Here is an 18,131-nt window from a genome sequence, read left to right on the forward strand (position 1 = left end):
ACTCCCGAAAAAGCGGAAATTTTGAAGATGACCGCGCAATACAAGGATGTATTTGCCGAACTCGGTCAAAATGAGGACTATACGTATCCGTCAGATCCGATAGCAGATCGTCGCATCGACTATGTTTTCACTTCCGAAGATGTAAAGATTCAATCCGCGGAAGTCATTACAACGGATGCTTCCGATCACTTGCCGATTACGGCCGAACTTTCGGTGACAAGAAAATGACCGTTCCAAAATTATGCGAGCCGAAATAGGTAACATCGCAGGATAATACCAAGGACGTTCGATCGTGCTTCGGCATAGTGTGAATGTCCTTTTTTTTGCCAAGCACGTTAAAGAGATTCGATCGCCCATCGGTTATCCACTAAATCGACGAAGTTCGATAGTTCAATATCTAACCGCGCTAACGAAGTCCAAATTATTTATATGACCATAAAATGAGCCATTCTCCCTCATGGTTGGTGACAAAAACATCTTGAACAATATTCAAAGTACCAAATTTACTTTTAAAGTGCTGGACGACAGTTACCTTGTACACTTCATCAAGAGGCGGAGTATCTGGCTGCATTGACATTGTCCAATCAGTTATTTTTTCTGCTTTTCCAATTTCATATTCAAAAGTCGTTACACCAAAATGCTGCATGAACACATGGTTTCGGTCTTGAATGTAATAATTCTTACCAAACTTAGCTTTCATATATGGATGAAATAACTCCCAAGATTCCGAGAAATTACTATCTTGCTCAAAGCTATAAAATTGATCAATGACATTATGAATCTCATTAGAAGGGTGATCCGAGACAGTAAACCGGTAGATTATGAAAATGAGCATCACAGACATAACGAGGATAAGGATTGCTTTCGACTGTGTAACAATTTTCGAAAAGAGCCTTCTTCTTACCCTTAAGGTCCTTAACATGAGACATCCCTCCGTTACCTTACAAAGGTATGTCTCAGTAAGGAGCCATATGCTTTGCGCTAACGAAGCTCGATAGTTCAATATCTAACCGCTTATCCATAATAAATTACAAACCGCATGAAAATCGTTAGGGGTTCAAACCATAGAACCTCCGGGCATTTTCCTTGTGCACCGCCACCCGCTCGGACTCGGTTAATGCCGGGGGAAGCAATCGTTCAAAAAGAACGGTCACTTCCCCGTAGCTCCCAGCCTGTAAAGCAACCGGCCAATCGCTGCCGAACATCAACCTATCCGAACCGAAAGCTTTAAAGAGAAAATCGACATATTGCTGCAGCAACAGGAAGGGAACGTCCCGGAATTGCGTTATCATGCCAGACAACTTGCAAACGATATTCGGATACCGCGACAAATACGTCATCGATTTCTTCCACGGCTCGTAAAACTGCTCACTGGCGGGAGGACTCCCCAAATGATTTATCACCGCTCTAAAATGCGGCAGGCGTTCCAACAGATCCAAGACATAAGGCATATCCGCCGGCTGGATCAGCCAATCGGCTGGAAATCCGGAATCGGCCAAATGCCGGAGATTTTCGGCAAATCTCGTTTGCTGAATCTGCCCGCCGAGATGGAAGCTGCTGCCGTTGATGCGGATTCCCACAAGAAGAGGATGTTGCCGAAGCCGGTTTAAAGTGTCGGTGAAAAGTTCGGAGCAAGGATCCAGCCATCCGACTACTCCTCTGATGAAATCGTATTCCTGCGCCAGTTCCAACAAAAACTCGGATTCTATCACCGTGGCGGCCGCTTGCACAACAATAACTCCTTCAACTTCATGCTCCTCAAGGGACGACGCCAAATCGTCCGGCATAAAGTCCCGGTACAGCGTTTCGTTTTCGGGCTTCAGCCAGACGTAATCCCCTCGAGCCAATTTCCAAAAATGTACATGGCTGTCCAGATACAAGCTTCCGCCCCCTTTCATCCGTTTCCGGACAGTTCTCGAACCCATCCCTGCACGCAAAATTCGAACCAGCGCTTCCCTTCCTCCATGGTCGCCTCGGAAGCGTCACGCAACCACAACGGCCGCAGTTCTTCTTTCCAGCAAGCAAGAGCTTGCAGATCGACCGTGTCCGGAGCGGCCGCCATGATAAGCTGCGTCTCTCCTTTGCCGGCGTGACCGACGGGGATCCGCTCCCGCGAATCTTCCGGATAATCGGAAAAATCGTCTAAATCGGCCACCCGAATCCGATGGAAAATGTCCGGATTAGGGAAAGCGTCTTTCGGCGTTCTTCCCCACCCAGCTCCCCAACCAGCCGTTTCTTCGCGCATGATTTCCGCCGCCGCCCTCTTCAGGCACAGTCTCTGCAATCCTTCCGGTCCGGCATGATGCTGCAGGATGTAGACGCGCTTGAACCCGATGGCCGTCAAACCTCGCAGCATTTCCTTCGCATAACGGAATAATGGGTCCGGCGCGAAATCGATCTCCCCTTCCTCCGGTCCGCCTGCCCACATCATGGTGGGACCGTAAGGAAGAGAAGGCGCGACCACGCAGCCGCACCTTCTTTCCACCTCTTCACATATGCTTTCGGCAATCAGAATGTCTGTCCCTACCGGAAGGTGAGGGCCGTGATATTCGACGACCCCCGCGGCCAACAGGGCAGGCACGTTGTTGTTCACCGCTTGCCGGATTTCTTCCGGTCTCATACGGGTCAAATACATCTTGATTCTCCTTTTACCACACAGTTCATGTCGATGCCGGCGCCTGCCGCTACCCACGTTTCCGGACTTTCACATCGTCGATATATACCGCACCGTTCCAACGACCGTAAGGTACGTTGACCGTGATTGTACGAATAGCCTCGTCATGGAACGAAAACGTATCGGTTCCGTCGTTCAACGTCAATATCCGGCCGTCGATGTACACCTGATATTGCTTGGTGTCCATATCAAGCGCCATCTTCACCTGCTGCCACTCGTTCGGTTTCACCGGAAAGGCGTTGGCCGGCAGCCAATTTACATAATACCTGCCGTAAGCGACGAATAAACCTTTCGCAGCGCTGCTCCAGGGAAGGTCGCCGCTTCCGGGGAACACGGAATAATGGAGCTGCTCATGGCCGGTATACATGGCCTGCCAGCTGATTTCGTACATGCCGGAGGCGATCGTCTCTTGCAAATCGAATGAAACGGACGGGGCGCTATTATCGCCCGGCGTGAACAGCCGGAGCGATTTGTCGAATTCTCCAGGGATATCGGCGACCCCTGCCGTCCCGCTTTTTCCTGTTATTACCCTGTAACCGTCCGGTACGGGCCCGGCTGCCAGCAGATTGTACGTCTCTTGGAATGTTGTCGTCCACCCCGCATCTCCGGTGACAAAGGATGCTGCAGACTGTTCCGCCTCCCAGCTTTCGTCTCCGCTTCGGGCGCTTACCTTCCAATAATATGTGCGCTGCGGCTCCAGCATTTCTTCCAAACGGTACTCTGCTGCCGGCAGTCCTTGCTTGACAAGGAGAGGACTGTTGAAATCGGGGTCATCATCGAGCACGAGGCCGTACGATTCGGCGCTCCGCACCGGAGTCCAGCGCAATAACGGCCGGAGATCCGTATCCCTCGCCCCATTTTCAGGTACGGCGGGAATGGGCGCTTCGCGGGTATAATCGACAGCGAATTCGGTCGCATACGTTTTCGCGCTCTGGCCTCCGGCCGCAAGCGCGAATCGCACAATATCTCCTGCGCTCACCAAAGATGTGCTTTCCGTCACGGTGTTTGAGGTGAACGACTTTTCGGTAATCGCCGCGTCATTGATCATGAGTCGGACGGTGGCGGCGCCGTCATCTCCCGCCAACTTCGTAACGGTCCCGAGTAAATGGACCTTGCCGTCATAGGGAACTACCCACTGGCGTACCGCGGTACCGGCGGTCAGTTGCGTAGTTCGCGCGTCTAACGTAACGGTCCGGCCGGCGTTCGTCCATCGGCCGTTCTCAAAATGCAACGGACCCTGATCGTCATAATAATACCAGTATTTCACACCTTGCGTGGAGGAGAAATCAAGCGGTGAGGCAAACACGCCGCTCCCGTTGAATCCGCCGGCGGCGGCGGAAGCATCCCCTTGGCCGTATGCTTGCTTCCAAGACGCCGTTTTGTAATAATATAGTTTCCGCGGCAACGCTGAATCATCGGTAAACTCCATGCCGGCGACCGGTTCGCCTCCGTTCAGCACCGAGTAAGGTCCCTCGTCCGATTCGCTCCGCAACACGTAATAGCCTTCCGCATCTTCGACCGAATTCCACCGCACCTTCACATAACCGTCGTATGCTTCCGTCACGGTTTGCGAAGGCGCTGCCGGAACGGGATAATCGACGATAACGGTCCGGGTTCCCTGATCGTAGTACCGCACGGCTGAACCTAATATCCGGTTGTTCCGAAGGAGAGTATCCTGAGCATGAGACATGATCACTATGCCCGAAGTGACGCTGTTATGCTCCATAAGCTGGTTTAAGGCGTTGACGCCTTGCTGGCTGCTGTTAGCGAAAAGTCTCAAGCTCCCTGCGGCGCTGTTTCTGATCACGTTTCCGAGCAGTCCGACCGACCGGGGAACAGCCCCTCGGGCGTATTCATAGTAACCGATCTGAAGCTTCCGAACGGCGGACTTGTCAATCACATTGAAATATGCGGGAAAATACATGTCGGTTTTCGCAGTATCCATAGCGACTGCAGCGACCCCGCCTGCATCGGACGTATTTCCGTCCAGCACGTTGCCGATACCGTTGCCCCAAACCATAAAATTGTTTTCCTTGCTATACCGTGCTGTGTTTTCCAGCACAATGTTTTTGACAAAAAATCGCGTGACTGTCAGTTTGGAGGTGTAGTCGGGTATGACGATCCAATTTTTTTCCACATTAAGGGTATCCGCCGTATTCCCGGTTACCTTCCGGTATTGGCCAATCCCTTTTCCTTCCACAATTAGAACGTACAAACTCTTCATTTGATCGTTCTCCCAATTAACCCCGGCGGTCTTCACATTGTCCGGTCCCGCCTCGGTTATCTCGCCGTAATGCATCACTTTCCGGTAATCGGAATCTGCGTTGCTGTCGAACAGCACATATTCGCCGTCGTTGGTCGGTGCAACCTCGTCCCCTACGTATTCGATAACATTGTACGCGACGTAATTTTTCTCCGTTGGCTTCCAGCCCGGTTCGTTGGGACCGGTGTTGAACGTGATGCCGCGGTTCGCTTTCCTTCGGCCGTCCGTATTTCTGCCGTCGATGCGGTTTCCTTCGATGATGTTTTTGGAAGCGGACGTAAAGACGACTGGGGTGAACCTGCGGATTCGTATCGTGTTTCCTGAAATTTTGCCGTACTCCAACCCGTCGATATTCACCGCATTATACCCTTCGAACTCGTTGTTTTCCACGGTGATGCGCTTGAAGCCTTCCATACCGCTTCCGAAAACGCCGCTGAAATAGCCCTTGATACCCTCGGTCGGGAAAAAGTTGTCGATCCGGTTGCACGAAATGTTGACGTCCGTTGCGCCGGGACGAATGACGATGCCCCGGTCGACGCTCACGCTTCCGACTAGGCGGAGATCTTTCATTCCACCCCCGGATTCCATACGGATCATCTCCGGACCAAGCCCGCCGCTGGCCGGTCCGATCGGCGGCCCGTCTTTAAACTTCAAAACGGAAAGATGCTCACCAAGGTCGTCTTTCCCTGCACCCTTCAGCGTGACGTTAGGACCGAGCCGGATGGCGGCGTCAAACAAATATTTGCCGGGCGGCACCAGCACCGTTCCTCCGCCGGCGGCGGCAGCGGCATCGGCGGCAGCTTGGATGGCTGCCGTATCCACCGTATCGTCATCCGGAATCGCCCCGTAAGCCACAATCGGATACACTCCAGCCGGTTGTTTTCGCTTGACCGCGATACGGTGCACCTCTCCCCAGCCGTAAGCGCCACCGTGCCCATTGTGCACCCATACCTCGTATTCGCCTTTGGGCAATTCGTCCGGGAGATCGAAGGACAGATCGTACGAGGCGGCTTTTTTGAGCGTCACGGGGTATATTTGCCCCGTTCCCCCGCATTCGCGCAAATATACATAAGCCTTGCCGCTTCCGTTCAGATCGGACAAATGCTTTCCTATGACCCGAACTTCCCTCTCGGCGCACAAATCAACGATATCCGGTGAAACAAAATACACCTCCGTACGGTTTAAAGCGACGGGAAGGCTCCACTTGCTGTTGTTTCGCGCCCATACGGCATACATCCCTTTATCGGTCGATCCGGGAATGGCCGCGCTGACGCTATTGGCCTTGCGTTGGAAGAGCGAAAGGACGATTGTGCCTGTAGATGGCGGCTGCATGCTTTCCAGTGGAAGATCAAGACCGACCGAGGCGCGAATGTCGGCTTCACACGTGTCCGGAAGGCGGAACAGATGGATATCGCTTTCACTAAGTTTATGGCCGAACAATGCGACGGTATCGTCCGGTCGTGCCGATGCGGGCACCGCTTCGAACAGGGAAGGCAGCTTATCCCCTGTCGCATCGAGCTGCGTGGTGAAGGAGTAAACGGCGTCGTCCGCCCACGTCGTTCCACCGCCGGAGGCAATGACTTTCCAGTAATATGACTTGTTGTAATCTAACGCTTGTTCCTCGGTCAATGTATATCCGGCATCCGTTATGCCGGATATAATTCGTTCCGGACTGCCGAAATCCGGGCTATCGTCAATGACGAGGATGTAAGACTGCGCTTTGGCGTCATCCCAACTGAAAGAGGTGCGAACGGGAATATCTTCAGCGAGATGAACCGGAGCCGCCGGTTTAGGCGACTGATTCCGTATGCGGATTTCCACCCGGTCCACATAATAGGGACCGCTGGCATATTGCCCCCATCCGTTTTTCCCGCCTGCGAACGTGAAGACGGCAAACTGTTCGATCGGGACTCCTTCCCGGAAAGAAACCGGTTGAGCCGTCACCTTGCTGTTGTCGATGTACAGGTCGAACGTCCTGCGGTACAAATCGGCAACGATTTGATAGGCGTGCCATTGGTCAGCGATGTTTGCCATCCTTACGTCGTTCCAGTTAACATAATGTTTGTCGTAATCCACCTGAACGGCAAAAGCCTGCTTATCCGATTGCCTGCCGGTTCCGGCGCCTTCGTACCCCAGCGTGTAACAAAACGTGTGCTGGTTGACCGTTCGATACACGTTGAACGAAACCGTCATCGTCCCTGTGTCCATCGTCCTGCCGAAATTGTAAATGACTCCGGGACTGGCAAACCCGTCTTCGGCCGTCTTGTCCAGCTTGATCGCCTTGTTGCCGTTTCCGTCGAAATCGGCGATTCCTACTTGGGACGTCGTTCCCTGAATATAACTTTGCCAACCCGCGGGCAGCTGAGGCCCCGTTGTTTCAAGGTCGAAATCGTTCCGATACAGCGTAGTCTCATCCGTTGCGACAGTCGTGAAGGATCCTGACTCCCATTCTTCGGACATCCCGCCCTTGACCGCTTCCACTTTCCAGTAATATGTCGTGCCGTATTGAAGCTTTACGGGAACGGTAAATTCGGACGCTAGAATTCCAGCAAATCGCCGGACGGCGGAAAATTCGGCATTTGGCGACAAGTCCAGCACATACTCGTCGGCATCCGCGTCCGTCCAGTCCAGATGAGGGTAAACAGATTGCGTGACAGGCTGCTCTTCCGGCGACGCTTGGCCGCCAACCTTGTCAAATCCCACTTCGGCCACCTCCTGACCGTATTTTCAATTCCTTCCAATCATTCCAAACAGCCGGATCGATCCGTTGATTCAAACATGTCAGCGTCGAACGGACTTGTTCAACCGACGCTGGCCCTGTGAGTGTAATGTCAATCCGTGAGTTGAACAAAGGAAATTGAAAAGCGAGAGCAAGTTCAGAAACATATCTGGAACGGCAAAAATCGTAAAATGCAATAGCCTTCGGAAGCCGGGATAACCGGATGTCGCCATCAGGAAGCCGGATGTCCCGCGGCTCCGTTCCGCGAATCAAATTGCCCGCGAGCGGACTTGCGTTGATAACTCCGACCCCCAGCCGTGCGGCCAACTTAATCACGGATTTAGCGGGCGTCTCCAAAGGCGTATAATCAGAGAATGTCAGAATCGTATCGAAAACGCCCATACGGCATGCTTCCGCAAGGAGTGCAAGGGGACGCGTCGCCAGACCGACGTAGCGGACCAATCCCTGCCTTTTGAAATCCAGCAGCTTCTCCAATGCGCCGCCCTCACCGACCAAATGTTCCAATGTAGTGACATCGTGGAACTGGTATAGATCGAAGTAATCCGTGTTTAGCCGCTCCAGACTGCGGAAAAAGCTTTCTTTCATCCGTTCCGCCGCCGCACGGGGATGCAGCTCGGCGGGAAGCCATTGCGACTTGGTGGCGACAAACACGGTTTCCCTTTCGACGGAGGCCGCAAACCGCCCGAGCACCGTCTCGCTCTCGCCGTAATTAGCCGAGGTGTCAAAGTAACGAAAGCCCGAATCGTAGGCGAATTCCAGAGTGGCGATGCTATTTTTCAACGATTCCCCCGTTGAATCGCTCCTGCCCAGGTAAGCGCAACCGAGACCATACGGGATGATCCGGCCGTCCAGATTCAACCAAAACTTCCTGACCGTTTGCGCAAATGACCCACTCCTTTGATCCGGCATCCGTCATCCGGAACCCCTTTCCACCGTGCCTTCGTTCATAAAAGGCTGAGCATATGACGGGTCGTTGACAAACCGCTTCATCCCGAGATCCAAAGTGATTTGGGACTGCGGATGCATCTTTACGCGCAGCCATTTGCCGTTCACCCGCTCGGTGCGTTCCACCGTATCGAATGCGGTCATATCCGCCGGCACCGCTTCAATCGGCCGCTCTCCGTCTTGTATCCGATATTTCACGTCGGTAAACCGATGCTCACCGAACGCGCCGGCTTGAATGATCAATTCGCGTTCTTCCATCACATTCAGATTGACCAATTGCACGACCGCCCGGTCGGCCTCTAACGCCGTAACCAGCGCCGCCACATCCCGAGGTAAACCCGGTCTTCGGCGTTCCGCGTCATAATAACGAAGGCGAGCCATAAGCAAGCCGCCGTTGAAGATGATCCGGGGAGCTCCCATCGTCAGCTGCACGAGCCCTTCCACCGTGACCGGATTTCTCGCCTGCAAATATGAATCTTTGTATGAAGCAGGATCTTGCCGGTCCCGGCGCATATATTCGAGACGGTAATACACCTGTGCCAAATTGTATTTCAATATCGCTTCCGGATAATCCGTGAACTCTCCATCCAGATAGGCCGCCCATGGCTGGTCGTGACCCCCCCAATCTTTTTTCGACTTGATCGAATAATCGACCCTCTCGAAATCCCTCGTGCGGTAATTTCTTAGCCGTCTAAGTCTCTGCTTATCCGCGGGATCCATGGACATATACCAGACGTGTGTCATAAAGTGCGGTTCCATTGGTTGAAACTCGAACCATCCGTCTTTCCATAATATCGGGCTTTTACTTTTTTGGAAAGGTACGGAAGCCGCCCCATCCTCGTACAAAACACCGTCGATCCACAGATCGTATTCATACCATCCCGCATCTCCATGCTTGTAAGGAACATGCAGCGTTCCGTCGCGCTCGATTCCCAAGTCCATCAAGCGTTCAATCTGCGATCTCGGAAAATCGAGATAAGCCGGATCTTTCATCAACAGCGCAGCGTTTTCCCCCGCAACCACCAAGGCGCAACCCAAACTGTGCCATCCGTGCGGGTAGGTCCAGCCGTAATAGCCGCCATACCATTTCCCGCCGATATATTCGCCGATTTTTCCGGAAAGTCCGATATTATCCGGGACGATTCCGCCATTTTGCCGGGTCCGTTCGATCCACGCTTCGACGTAGTCCTTCACCCATAAGCGATACTTTTCTTCGCCGGTAAAGCAGAATGCGTTCGCGACCATGCTCGTCGCAGCCAAGTTGACGGGCGTATCCCCGCGGGACATCCGCTCTTTTATCGCCTGCCCCATCCGGGCAGCCCCTTCCGCGTTCCGTATATCTTCAAGCCGGCTTACGCCTTCTACATCCTGAAACGGGAGTCCGTAAAATTCTTTCCAATCTCTGTAAGTCCAAGGAACAAAATCGTCGAAGTTGTGGCGGGCTGGTCCCGCGCTGCCGGGATGCGGGCTTTTAATAAGCTTCAGTTCGAAATCGTAATTCAACGCTTCCGGATCTTCATTCAGATAAAATCCTGCAAAACGGATCGCCCTTTCCCGGTTTTTCGCGTTATCCGGATCGGCCATGCAAAGTAAATAGAAGAAAATGTATCCTTCACCCTGATGGAACCAGTCATAACCCGGTTCATACTCCTTCACGACCTTCGGATAGCCGTAACCGGTATCGTAGCCGGCGAACTGTCTTGTAATCGCTTCGAACTCTCTTTGCGAATACTCCAACAATCGTTCGTCTCCGCCGAGAAGATAAAAAAGCGGCCAGTTATGGAAGCTTTCGTATGTGTCGTCCAATGCATGAATACTGGAGTAATTGTCGGACGGCGGCCACATCAGTTCACCGTTCGGGCGGACGTATTTTTGCAACAACGGCTCCACCGCCTGATTCATCGTGTCGATCAGCTTCCGCTCCAAGATGGCCCATAAGGGCGGTTCGATCACGGGAATATTTGCAACTATCATTTACTTGCGCTCCCTCCTTCTACCCTTTTACCGATCCGATCATCGTTCCTTTTTCGAAATAACGGAGCAGGAACGGATAAAGGATAAGCACCGGCAGCACGGAAACGACGACCGATGCCATTTTCAGGCTTTCGGGAGCCGGCGGATTCGGATTGGTCGACGTCGTAAACTCGTCGAGTTTGTTTTCGATCAAAATTTCCCTTATAATCTGCTGCAAAACGAACAAGCTTTTATCCGTGACATAGAGCAGATTATCCATGAATGCATTAACGTGAAAGACGAGCGACCACAAGCCGACTGTTATGAGCACAGGAACCGACAACGGCAGGACGATGCGGAATAGGATGCGCAGATCACGCGCGCCGTCGATGCGGGCCGCCTCCACCAAACTCCCCGGAATCGAGCGAAAAAACGAGATCATGACCAGCACCATGAAAGCATTGGCTGCGTGCGGAAGCACGTAGACCCACAGCGAATTGAGCAAGTGCAGCTCCTTCATCAGTAGATAATTCGGTACGATCCCCCCGTCGAAAATCATCGTAAACAAGACGAGCAGGACGAACAGCCTCTTGCAAGGAAATTCCGGCCGGGACAACGGGTAGGCGGCAAACACGGTCACCAGCAGCGTCAACGCGGTGCCTGCCGCCATGCGGAACAACGTGTTGCCGTAACCGGTCCATACGAAAGGATAAGCGAACAAGTCCCTGTACGCTTCCAAACTAAAGGATTGGGGATAGAAATGAAATCCTGTACGCAACGCTTCGCCCCGGTCGCTCAATGAAATCGACACGACATGAATGAAAGGATAGACGACAATAAAAGCCAACAAAGCCAGCAAAATATAAATGATGCAATCCACCGTCTTTTCTCGAAACGAACGCGCCTTCATTGGGCCTCCCCCTACCATAAGCCGCTTTCGCCCTTGCTCAATTTCAAGACCGTCCAATTGGCCGCCAGAATCAGGGCTAGACCTACAATGGACTTGAACAAGCCGACTGCTGCCGTATAACTGTACTGAAACTGCTGCAATCCGACCCGGTACACGTAAGTGTCGATCACATCTCCGGTTTCGTAGGTGACAGGGTTGATCAAATTGATGATTTGTTCAAAGTTCGAGCTGAGAAACCCGCCCAGGCTCAGGATGAACATGATAGCAATCGTCGGCATAATGGACGGGATGTTGATATGAACGATGCGCTGCCAGCGGCTAGCCCCATCCACGGTGGCCGCTTCCTGCAGCTCGGGATTGATGCCCGACAAGGCGGCAAAATATATGATCGAACCCCAACCGATTTCTTTCAAGATATTCGAAACGACGACGATACCCCGGAAATACTCCTTTTGCCCCATGAAGAAAATCGGCTTGAATCCGAACCATTGCAGCACGTAATTGACAATGCCCGTTGTCGGGGACAAAAAGTAGATGACAAGGCCGGCCATAATGACCCACGACACAAAGTGCGGCAAATACATGGTGGTCTGGATCAGCCGCTGGAACGCATATTTCTTTACCTCGTGCAATAACAGCGCAAGCACGATCGGAGAGGGAAACGCGAAGACGATCAAATATAAATTCAGCAGCAGAGTGTTGCTCAGTATGCGATAAAAATCGGGAGTTCGGAACAGCTCGTAAAAGTGCTTCAAGCCGACCCAAGGACTGCCCCATATGCCGTCCATGATGCGAAAATCTTTAAAAGCGATGATCACTCCGTACAGCGGGCCGTATTTGAAAACGACGAAGAAAGCGAACGCGATCAGGAATAGCACGAATAGTTCACGATGTTTCCAAATGGTTCTCATTTTTTAAACTGCGTCCGGTACAACTCGTTCGCTTCCTGGGTCAGCGTTTCGCCGCCGTTTGTTTTCCATTCCTCCACGAACTTGTCGAAATCTTCGAGCGGCCTCTCTCCCTTGATGATTTCGGCAAAATACTTTTGCATCAGCAGCGTCAGCTCTTTCTTGTATTTTCCGTCGGAAGGGAGGGCCGAGTACAGGATCGCATCGCTCCATCGTGGCGCGGAAGAGTACGTTCTTACTTTTTCAGTCAAATCCGGATTTTCGTATTTCCCCCGAATCGCCCGGGTGGTAATGCTGCCCAACGAAAACAACCGCACTCCGGCGACATCCCGCTGCTCGGGCTTTTCGAATCCGGGTAAAAACTTGGTCGCCCCGGAAGCGGCGCCGCTCTCGACAAAATCCCAATGGGTCCCTTTGATGCCGCGGCCCGTCATGTTGATCGTTTCCTCGTCCGTGCTTTGGGCTTTTAAAATTTCATACAGCTTTTGCAGTTTCTCCGGATCGTCTTTCACATGGCTGCCGATTACGACAAAGTTGCTTTTGATCCCCCAGTCCCAGCTGCCGTCCCCGCCGGGCCCTTTCGGATTTTTGCCGAGAATGAGCTTGGCGTCGGGGTTGGCGGCTTTCATTTCGGCAATGGTCGAGGAATCGTCCAATGCCGCACGGCCGATGCTCTCCTCAATGAGCCCGATTCGGTTGTTGTACAGCTTCTTGCGGTAGGAATCCTGAGTATCCGTAATAAACTCGGGATCGATAACTCCATCGGCGTACCACTTCCTCAATATGGCCAAAGCTTCTTTCGTTTGGGGCATAACCGAACCGTTGTCGACGTTCCCGTCTTTCTCGTGCCACATCGTCGGCTGAACCCCGAACGCGCCGAAAATGCTGAAAAAACCCGAGGACCATGTCGTCGTCATCGTTCCCGTCAAGCCGTAAGTGTCGTGTTTGCCGTTACCGTCCGGATCCTGCTTGGCGAACGCATAGACGGCCTGCTCGAACTCTTCGAGCGATTCAGGCACTTTCTCGATGCCCAATGTATCGAGCCAATCTTTACGCCACAATAAGGCGAAATCGTACGGCTTTATATCGACAAACATCGGCATTGCCCACAATTCCCCGTTGAATGTAACCGTGTTGAACAGCGCTTTCGCCTCCGTATTTGCGATATCCTGATAATACTCGGGCATTTTTTCTTGAAGACCGGCCGGATCGATGCTCATCAGAACGCCCTGCGCCTGATAAGCGGCTACATTCGACGCGTCACCCAATGTGAAGATGTCCGGAATTTCGCCGGAAGCGATGCTCGCGTCCGTCACCTTGACAGGCTTGATTTTGACATTGAATTTTTGTTCCAGCCATTGTTGAACCGGCGTATCGGGGATGACCGCAGGCGCCTGAAAATGGATACCCCACGTGATTTCCACCGGTTCGGCATTCGGTTCCGGAGTCGATTCCGCAGGTTCGGGACTCGGTTTCGAATCGTTTTGCGTCTCGTTTTGTCCCGAATCGTTCACCTGATTGCTGCCGGCGCACCCGGAAAATAAGGAAACGGCCAAACCTACGATCAATATCGCTGCAAAAATTCGCAGTAACCTTTTCCCCAAAGGAGATTCCCCCTGTACTTTGATTTCGCTTATCCGTCCGACCAACCGGGCCCCAAATTTGGTACGAATCGGATAGCACTTTCATCGTAGACCCATGAAAGCGCTTTATCAATTATTTCATTCGTTCATTTTTGTCTTTTTCTGTTGTGGACGTGCCCTACGAATGAAAAACAAATGACGTTATCCCATTTTTTTTATGTTTTTGCGGGATCGGCTTACCGGAAACGATCAGTTGTGCTACAATTTATTTGTGATGAAAACGCTGTCAATGGCAAGGGGGTTATTGCCGTGTTGCACAGCCGATTATTAAAAAATCGCACATTGTACGTCAAATTGCTGTTTGCGATGACGGCCCTCATACTCGTTACCGTTATTCTCATCTCCTCCGTAACCTACTCCATATCGGCGAACAACAACATTCAAAACTCGATTTCATACAACCGCTCCATCGTTATGCAGCAGCGGGAACTGATCTCGAAAGAACTGACCGCCATCAAAAATTTGGCCGCAAACATGACCATTACCCAATCTTATTTGTACAGCAAAATCGATGCCGACATTAGCGTCGCCTCCCTTATCGATCTCTCCCGCTTCTTGGAAGAACAGCAAAAAATGAGCCCGTATATTGAGTCCGTCTACATTTATTACGAGGAACTGCAGCTCGTACTGACTTCAATGACCGACTTGAAAACGTCGCCCATCGGCTCGTTTGCGGACCGCTCGTGGCTGCCTGCGCTGAACGAAGAAACGGGAAGCCGCACCGTATGGATTCCCAACCGCTCCAATGTTTTGGCATCCAACCGCAAAACAGTCACCTTGCTGCAAAAGATGCCGTTTATCGGAGACGTAAACGGAGCGATCATTATCAATCTGAACCAGGATCGCCTGTTCGGCGATTATTTAAGCCATTACCATAACAAAATGGGTTCCATGGTGGTGCTGGGTCCGAACAACGATCTGTTGTATGCCGAGAAGGACGAAGCGGCCGCAATCGCTGTTACTCAATTGAATAATGCGGCATTGTCCGAAAACTCTTTTATCGACGATCAAAAAAATATAATAACCTACACCACATTGGATTTGACCGGATGGAAATTTATCCATGTCACTCCCCAATTTCTGTTATTGCAAAACATGGCCCGGATCAAAACGATCGTCCTGGCCGTATCCGTCTTCTACGTTTCGGCGGCCATACTTCTCTCCTTTTACATTTCACGGCGGCTATACAATCCGCTGAAAACCGTCATGAGCTATATCGGCGATTGGACCGAAAAGAGAGGGCAGCCCGGCATATCCGACGAAGCAAGCTATATCCGGCACCAGTTCGAGTTAATGACACGGAGCCAGGAAAGGCTGCTTCGGGAAAAATTGCGCATGGAAGCCTTGTTCGACCGGAACCGAAAAGCGCTAAAAGACAAATATTTGAACGATTTGATCAAGGGGAAGCTGTTTCACCGCCACCCGGGACATTCCGACGATGCACTCGAGCTGCTGGATCTCCGGCTTGATTTTGAACGGTACGCGCTGCTGACCATCGAATTCGAAGACACCGGAATGCATCGTGCAGCGCTTGAAAAGTTGAATATTCATCTGCTGCAGCTCGGCTTGACGGAAGAGATGTCAAATTATGTTACCGGGGAAATTTTCGTAAACGAGGATGATCGGATTGTCCTCATTCAATCCGTCTGTTCCGACAATGAAGAGGAGCTGCACGAACTCGCCAAGAAGCTGAAGCAGCATATCCACGCCGAGAGCGGAATTTTAGTGACGATCGGCATCAGCGGTATCCATTCGGATATTGAATTCGTGGCTAAAGCGTATACCGAAACGATCGATGCGTTAAACCACAAAATGTATATCGGGAAAGGAGAAATATTGTCGTATCCGTCCGTCGGGCAATGGAGGCAGTACGGCACGACTTATTATTATCCATACGACCTGGAAAAAAAACTGCTTCAGGCGCTGCTTCAAGTCCATCACGAAGAAGCCGTCCGCTTCATTCGCCGCGTGACGCAAACGATCATCGAAAAGAAGCTGGACAAACCGAATATTCAGCAGTTGTATTTCCAACTGAGCGGCGAAATATTGAAGTCTTTCGTTCATGCCGGAGGCGAGATCGCCGAGGTCTTCGGCGATAAACCGGAATACCTGCAGAGGCTGTCGCAGGCACAAACGCTGCACGACATGGAGCAATGTATCCTGTCGATGTGCGGCAGAATCATCGAATTTCACCAGGAGAAAAAAATGAAAATCAATGACGAAACGTTAAAGCTGGCCATGGAGTTCATGAACAACAACTATAACAACAATATATCCGTTGAAACGGTTGCCGAACACGTTCATCTGAGCGCCTCTTATTTAAGCCGGATTTTCAAGGACAAAACGGGAACGACCGTCAACGATTATTTGATCAATTTGCGAATCGGCAAAGCGATTGAGATGCTTCATCAAACAAAGCTTTCCATTGAAGAAATTTGCCGCCAGGTCGGTTATGCCAACGTGAGCTATTTCAACAAACTGTTCAAAGCCCGGATCGGCCAGACTCCCGGTCATTTCCGCCGCCGGCGGGCAGCCGTCGCCAACCGGGCCGGCGGGGAGGCATAAACCGTAAGGAGAGCGAGCTGAACGACGCGTTGAAAGCATTGGGCATGGGAGCCGCTTTCGACTTATGTATATTCTCCAGGAGGCAATCCAATATTCCCGATATATGAGTTTTCGCTCAGGTATTCGGTCGGATCTTGGAGTTTTGCGTTATGCACGTCGCCTTCCACCTTCCATTTGTCGAAGCTGATTCCAAGATAGACCAGCAATTCTTTCACTTCAAGCACTACTTTGCCTTCGTAACGCATAAGCTCATCCTTTCTCTCGCACACCGGGAAATATTATTTCTCTCTCTCTAAAAATAAAAAAACCCGCCTACTTTACACACAAGTAGAAAGGTCGGTTGCACCACCAGCTCCTAACGTCCCAGGTGCCCAAATAAGGAACGAAACTCATCGCTTCCTTTACTTAGGGCTATCATACTAGAAATATTGCTCAAAGTCTGTCGAACTATGTAAACCGAAGTGGAAAATTTTTGTCGAAAGAAATAAATATTTATTAAAGTCTACTTAATTATATTAAAGAATTGAAATTTGATAGACCGGATAAACCTATTCCGCCTACGTGACTATTGCAGCAAATCTCTTATCTCGTCAATTCCATTATTATCGAGTTTATAGTAATAAATAGCGTCAATGATAAGAGCCGACCCCTTCAAAGTATGCATCTCTACAGTTTCGTAATTTCTCACATATCCAACCAGGCCCGGTAAGTCAAGGACGCTTACATCTGTAGAAATGCTGCTTTTTACTGCATTATATATGCTTATATACCGCGAAACCGGAGAATTGACTAACTTATTTATTACGGCTTTGACCACTAATTGTTGACGGGCTGTACGCCCAATATCCCCTTTCGGATCTTGGTAACGCATTCTTGTAAAAGCTAATGCATGCTCCGCATCCAAAGTTTGAAATCCTTTTGTAAGCTTCATAACACCCCCCTTAGTATCCGAGTATGAAAATTCGTATGGAACATTAACTTCAACACCGCCGACAGCGTCAACAACCTTCATGAAAGATATAAAATTAAACAATACATAATGGTCGAATTTAACTCCAAGAAGATTCTCTACGGTGTTCTTAGACATTTCTATACCGCCGTATGCATAAGAATGATTTATTTTATCGTAAATGCCCTTTCCCGCTATTTGTACGTAAGAATCTCTTGGAATACTGATCATATCGACACGATCGTTCGCCTTGTCTATGGAAATTACAATCATTGTATCTGTTCTGCCTGAAAAGTCATCGCCTCTAGTATCAATACCGAGAGCCAAAATATACATTTTTCCGTCGGCCGATTCAATAATATCGTCCGTCGTCCGTATTTGAGGAACCTCAAGCTTCGGTGTCGTATCTATAGTAAGGGTCTCTGCAGGGGGTACGACGCGTACTTGAGACGGAGCATCGTCCGGTTTGTTACCGTCTAATAAAGACCAACCTATATACCCGGTTCCTCCGATTATTAGAGCAAATACGACCAAAGCAATAGTGACAAACACTTTCAATCCTTTACTCATACCAAGTCTCC

12 protein-coding genes, 1 pseudogene and 1 riboswitch are annotated in these 18,131 nt (G+C 50.9%); of the genes and pseudogenes, 2 read left to right on the top strand and 11 right to left on the bottom strand.

Going from position 1 to position 18,131, the window contains the following annotated elements:
• Positions 1-228 (top strand): annotated as a pseudogene (locus tag JET16_RS23000) (endonuclease/exonuclease/phosphatase family protein); the annotation flags it as partial.
• Positions 229-421: 193 nt separating this feature from the next.
• On the opposite strand, the gene JET16_RS23005 reads toward JET16_RS23000, so the two are convergent.
• From JET16_RS23005 to JET16_RS23045, 9 genes are all read right to left on the bottom strand, one after another.
• A complete protein-coding gene (locus JET16_RS23005) occupies positions 422-700 on the bottom strand; it encodes a hypothetical protein (RefSeq protein WP_233532111.1) in 279 nt (92 codons plus the stop codon).
• A gap of 349 nt (positions 701-1,049) precedes the next feature.
• Positions 1,050-1,880: an amidohydrolase family protein gene (locus JET16_RS23010; protein ID WP_199620902.1), complete on the bottom strand. Its 831-nt coding sequence runs from the start codon at positions 1,878-1,880 to the stop codon at positions 1,050-1,052.
• 14 nt (positions 1,881-1,894) lie between these two features.
• Complete coding sequence (locus JET16_RS23015; RefSeq protein WP_199620904.1) at positions 1,895-2,635, bottom strand: creatininase family protein; 741 nt, start codon at positions 2,633-2,635, stop codon at positions 1,895-1,897.
• Between the two features lie 49 nt (positions 2,636-2,684).
• The gene (locus JET16_RS23020; RefSeq protein ID WP_199620906.1) at positions 2,685-7,640 is read right to left on the bottom strand and encodes a right-handed parallel beta-helix repeat-containing protein; all 4,956 of its coding nucleotides are present in this window, start codon (positions 7,638-7,640) and stop codon (positions 2,685-2,687) included.
• Entirely contained in the window at positions 7,630-8,535 is a 906-nt protein-coding gene (locus JET16_RS23025; RefSeq protein ID WP_199620908.1) for an aldo/keto reductase, read from the bottom strand. The genes JET16_RS23020 and JET16_RS23025 overlap by 11 nt, the downstream gene beginning before the upstream one ends.
• A 54-nt stretch (positions 8,536-8,589) precedes the next feature.
• A complete protein-coding gene (locus JET16_RS23030; protein WP_199620910.1) occupies positions 8,590-10,596 on the bottom strand; it encodes a hypothetical protein in 2,007 nt (668 codons plus the stop codon).
• Positions 10,597-10,615: 19 nt separating this feature from the next.
• Positions 10,616-11,485: a carbohydrate ABC transporter permease gene (locus JET16_RS23035; RefSeq protein ID WP_199620912.1), complete on the bottom strand. Its 870-nt coding sequence runs from the start codon at positions 11,483-11,485 to the stop codon at positions 10,616-10,618.
• Positions 11,486-11,496: 11 nt separating this feature from the next.
• On the bottom strand, positions 11,497-12,396 hold the full coding sequence (locus JET16_RS23040; RefSeq protein WP_199620913.1) for an ABC transporter permease: 900 nt from the start codon (positions 12,394-12,396) through the stop codon (positions 11,497-11,499).
• Entirely contained in the window at positions 12,393-13,997 is a 1,605-nt protein-coding gene (locus tag JET16_RS23045; RefSeq protein WP_199620915.1) for an extracellular solute-binding protein, read from the bottom strand. Before JET16_RS23045 ends, JET16_RS23040 begins: the two co-directional genes overlap by 4 nt.
• A gap of 288 nt (positions 13,998-14,285) precedes the next feature.
• On the opposite strand from JET16_RS23045, the gene JET16_RS23050 reads away from it, so the two are divergent.
• Positions 14,286-16,601, top strand: a complete 2,316-nt coding sequence (locus tag JET16_RS23050; protein ID WP_199620917.1) for a helix-turn-helix domain-containing protein — start codon at positions 14,286-14,288, stop codon at positions 16,599-16,601.
• A gap of 62 nt (positions 16,602-16,663) precedes the next feature.
• On the opposite strand, the gene JET16_RS23055 is transcribed toward JET16_RS23050, so the two are convergent.
• Together JET16_RS23055 and JET16_RS23060 are read right to left on the bottom strand one after the other, a co-directional pair.
• The gene (locus tag JET16_RS23055; RefSeq protein ID WP_199620919.1) at positions 16,664-16,846 is read right to left on the bottom strand and encodes a hypothetical protein; all 183 of its coding nucleotides are present in this window, start codon (positions 16,844-16,846) and stop codon (positions 16,664-16,666) included.
• 80 nt (positions 16,847-16,926) lie between these two features.
• Positions 16,927-17,008, bottom strand: a riboswitch (cyclic di-GMP riboswitch).
• A gap of 158 nt (positions 17,009-17,166) precedes the next feature.
• Entirely contained in the window at positions 17,167-18,120 is a 954-nt protein-coding gene (locus tag JET16_RS23060) for an LCP family protein (RefSeq protein ID WP_199620920.1), read from the bottom strand.
• Positions 18,121-18,131: the final 11 nt, after the last annotated feature.

It is taken from the genome of Paenibacillus alkalitolerans, assembly GCF_016482785.1.
GTDB lineage: Bacteria > Bacillota > Bacilli > Paenibacillales > YIM-B00363 > Paenibacillus_AE > Paenibacillus_AE alkalitolerans.

Bases quoted from the DNA above. Each gene is read 5' to 3' on its own strand.
- JET16_RS23005 (WP_233532111.1), bottom strand. From the start codon at position 700: ATGAAAGCTAAGTTTGGTAAGAATTATTACATTCAAGACCGAAACCAT.
- JET16_RS23015 (WP_199620904.1), bottom strand. From the start codon at position 2,635: ATGTATTTGACCCGTATGAGACCGGAAGAAATCCGGCAAGCGGTGAAC.
- JET16_RS23030 (WP_199620910.1), bottom strand. From the start codon at position 10,596: ATGATAGTTGCAAATATTCCCGTGATCGAACCGCCCTTATGGGCCATC.
- JET16_RS23035 (WP_199620912.1), bottom strand. From the start codon at position 11,485: ATGAAGGCGCGTTCGTTTCGAGAAAAGACGGTGGATTGCATCATTTAT.
- JET16_RS23040 (WP_199620913.1), bottom strand. From the start codon at position 12,396: ATGAGAACCATTTGGAAACATCGTGAACTATTCGTGCTATTCCTGATC.
- JET16_RS23055 (WP_199620919.1), bottom strand. From the start codon at position 16,846: ATGCGTTACGAAGGCAAAGTAGTGCTTGAAGTGAAAGAATTGCTGGTC.
- JET16_RS23060 (WP_199620920.1), bottom strand. From the start codon at position 18,120: ATGAGTAAAGGATTGAAAGTGTTTGTCACTATTGCTTTGGTCGTATTT.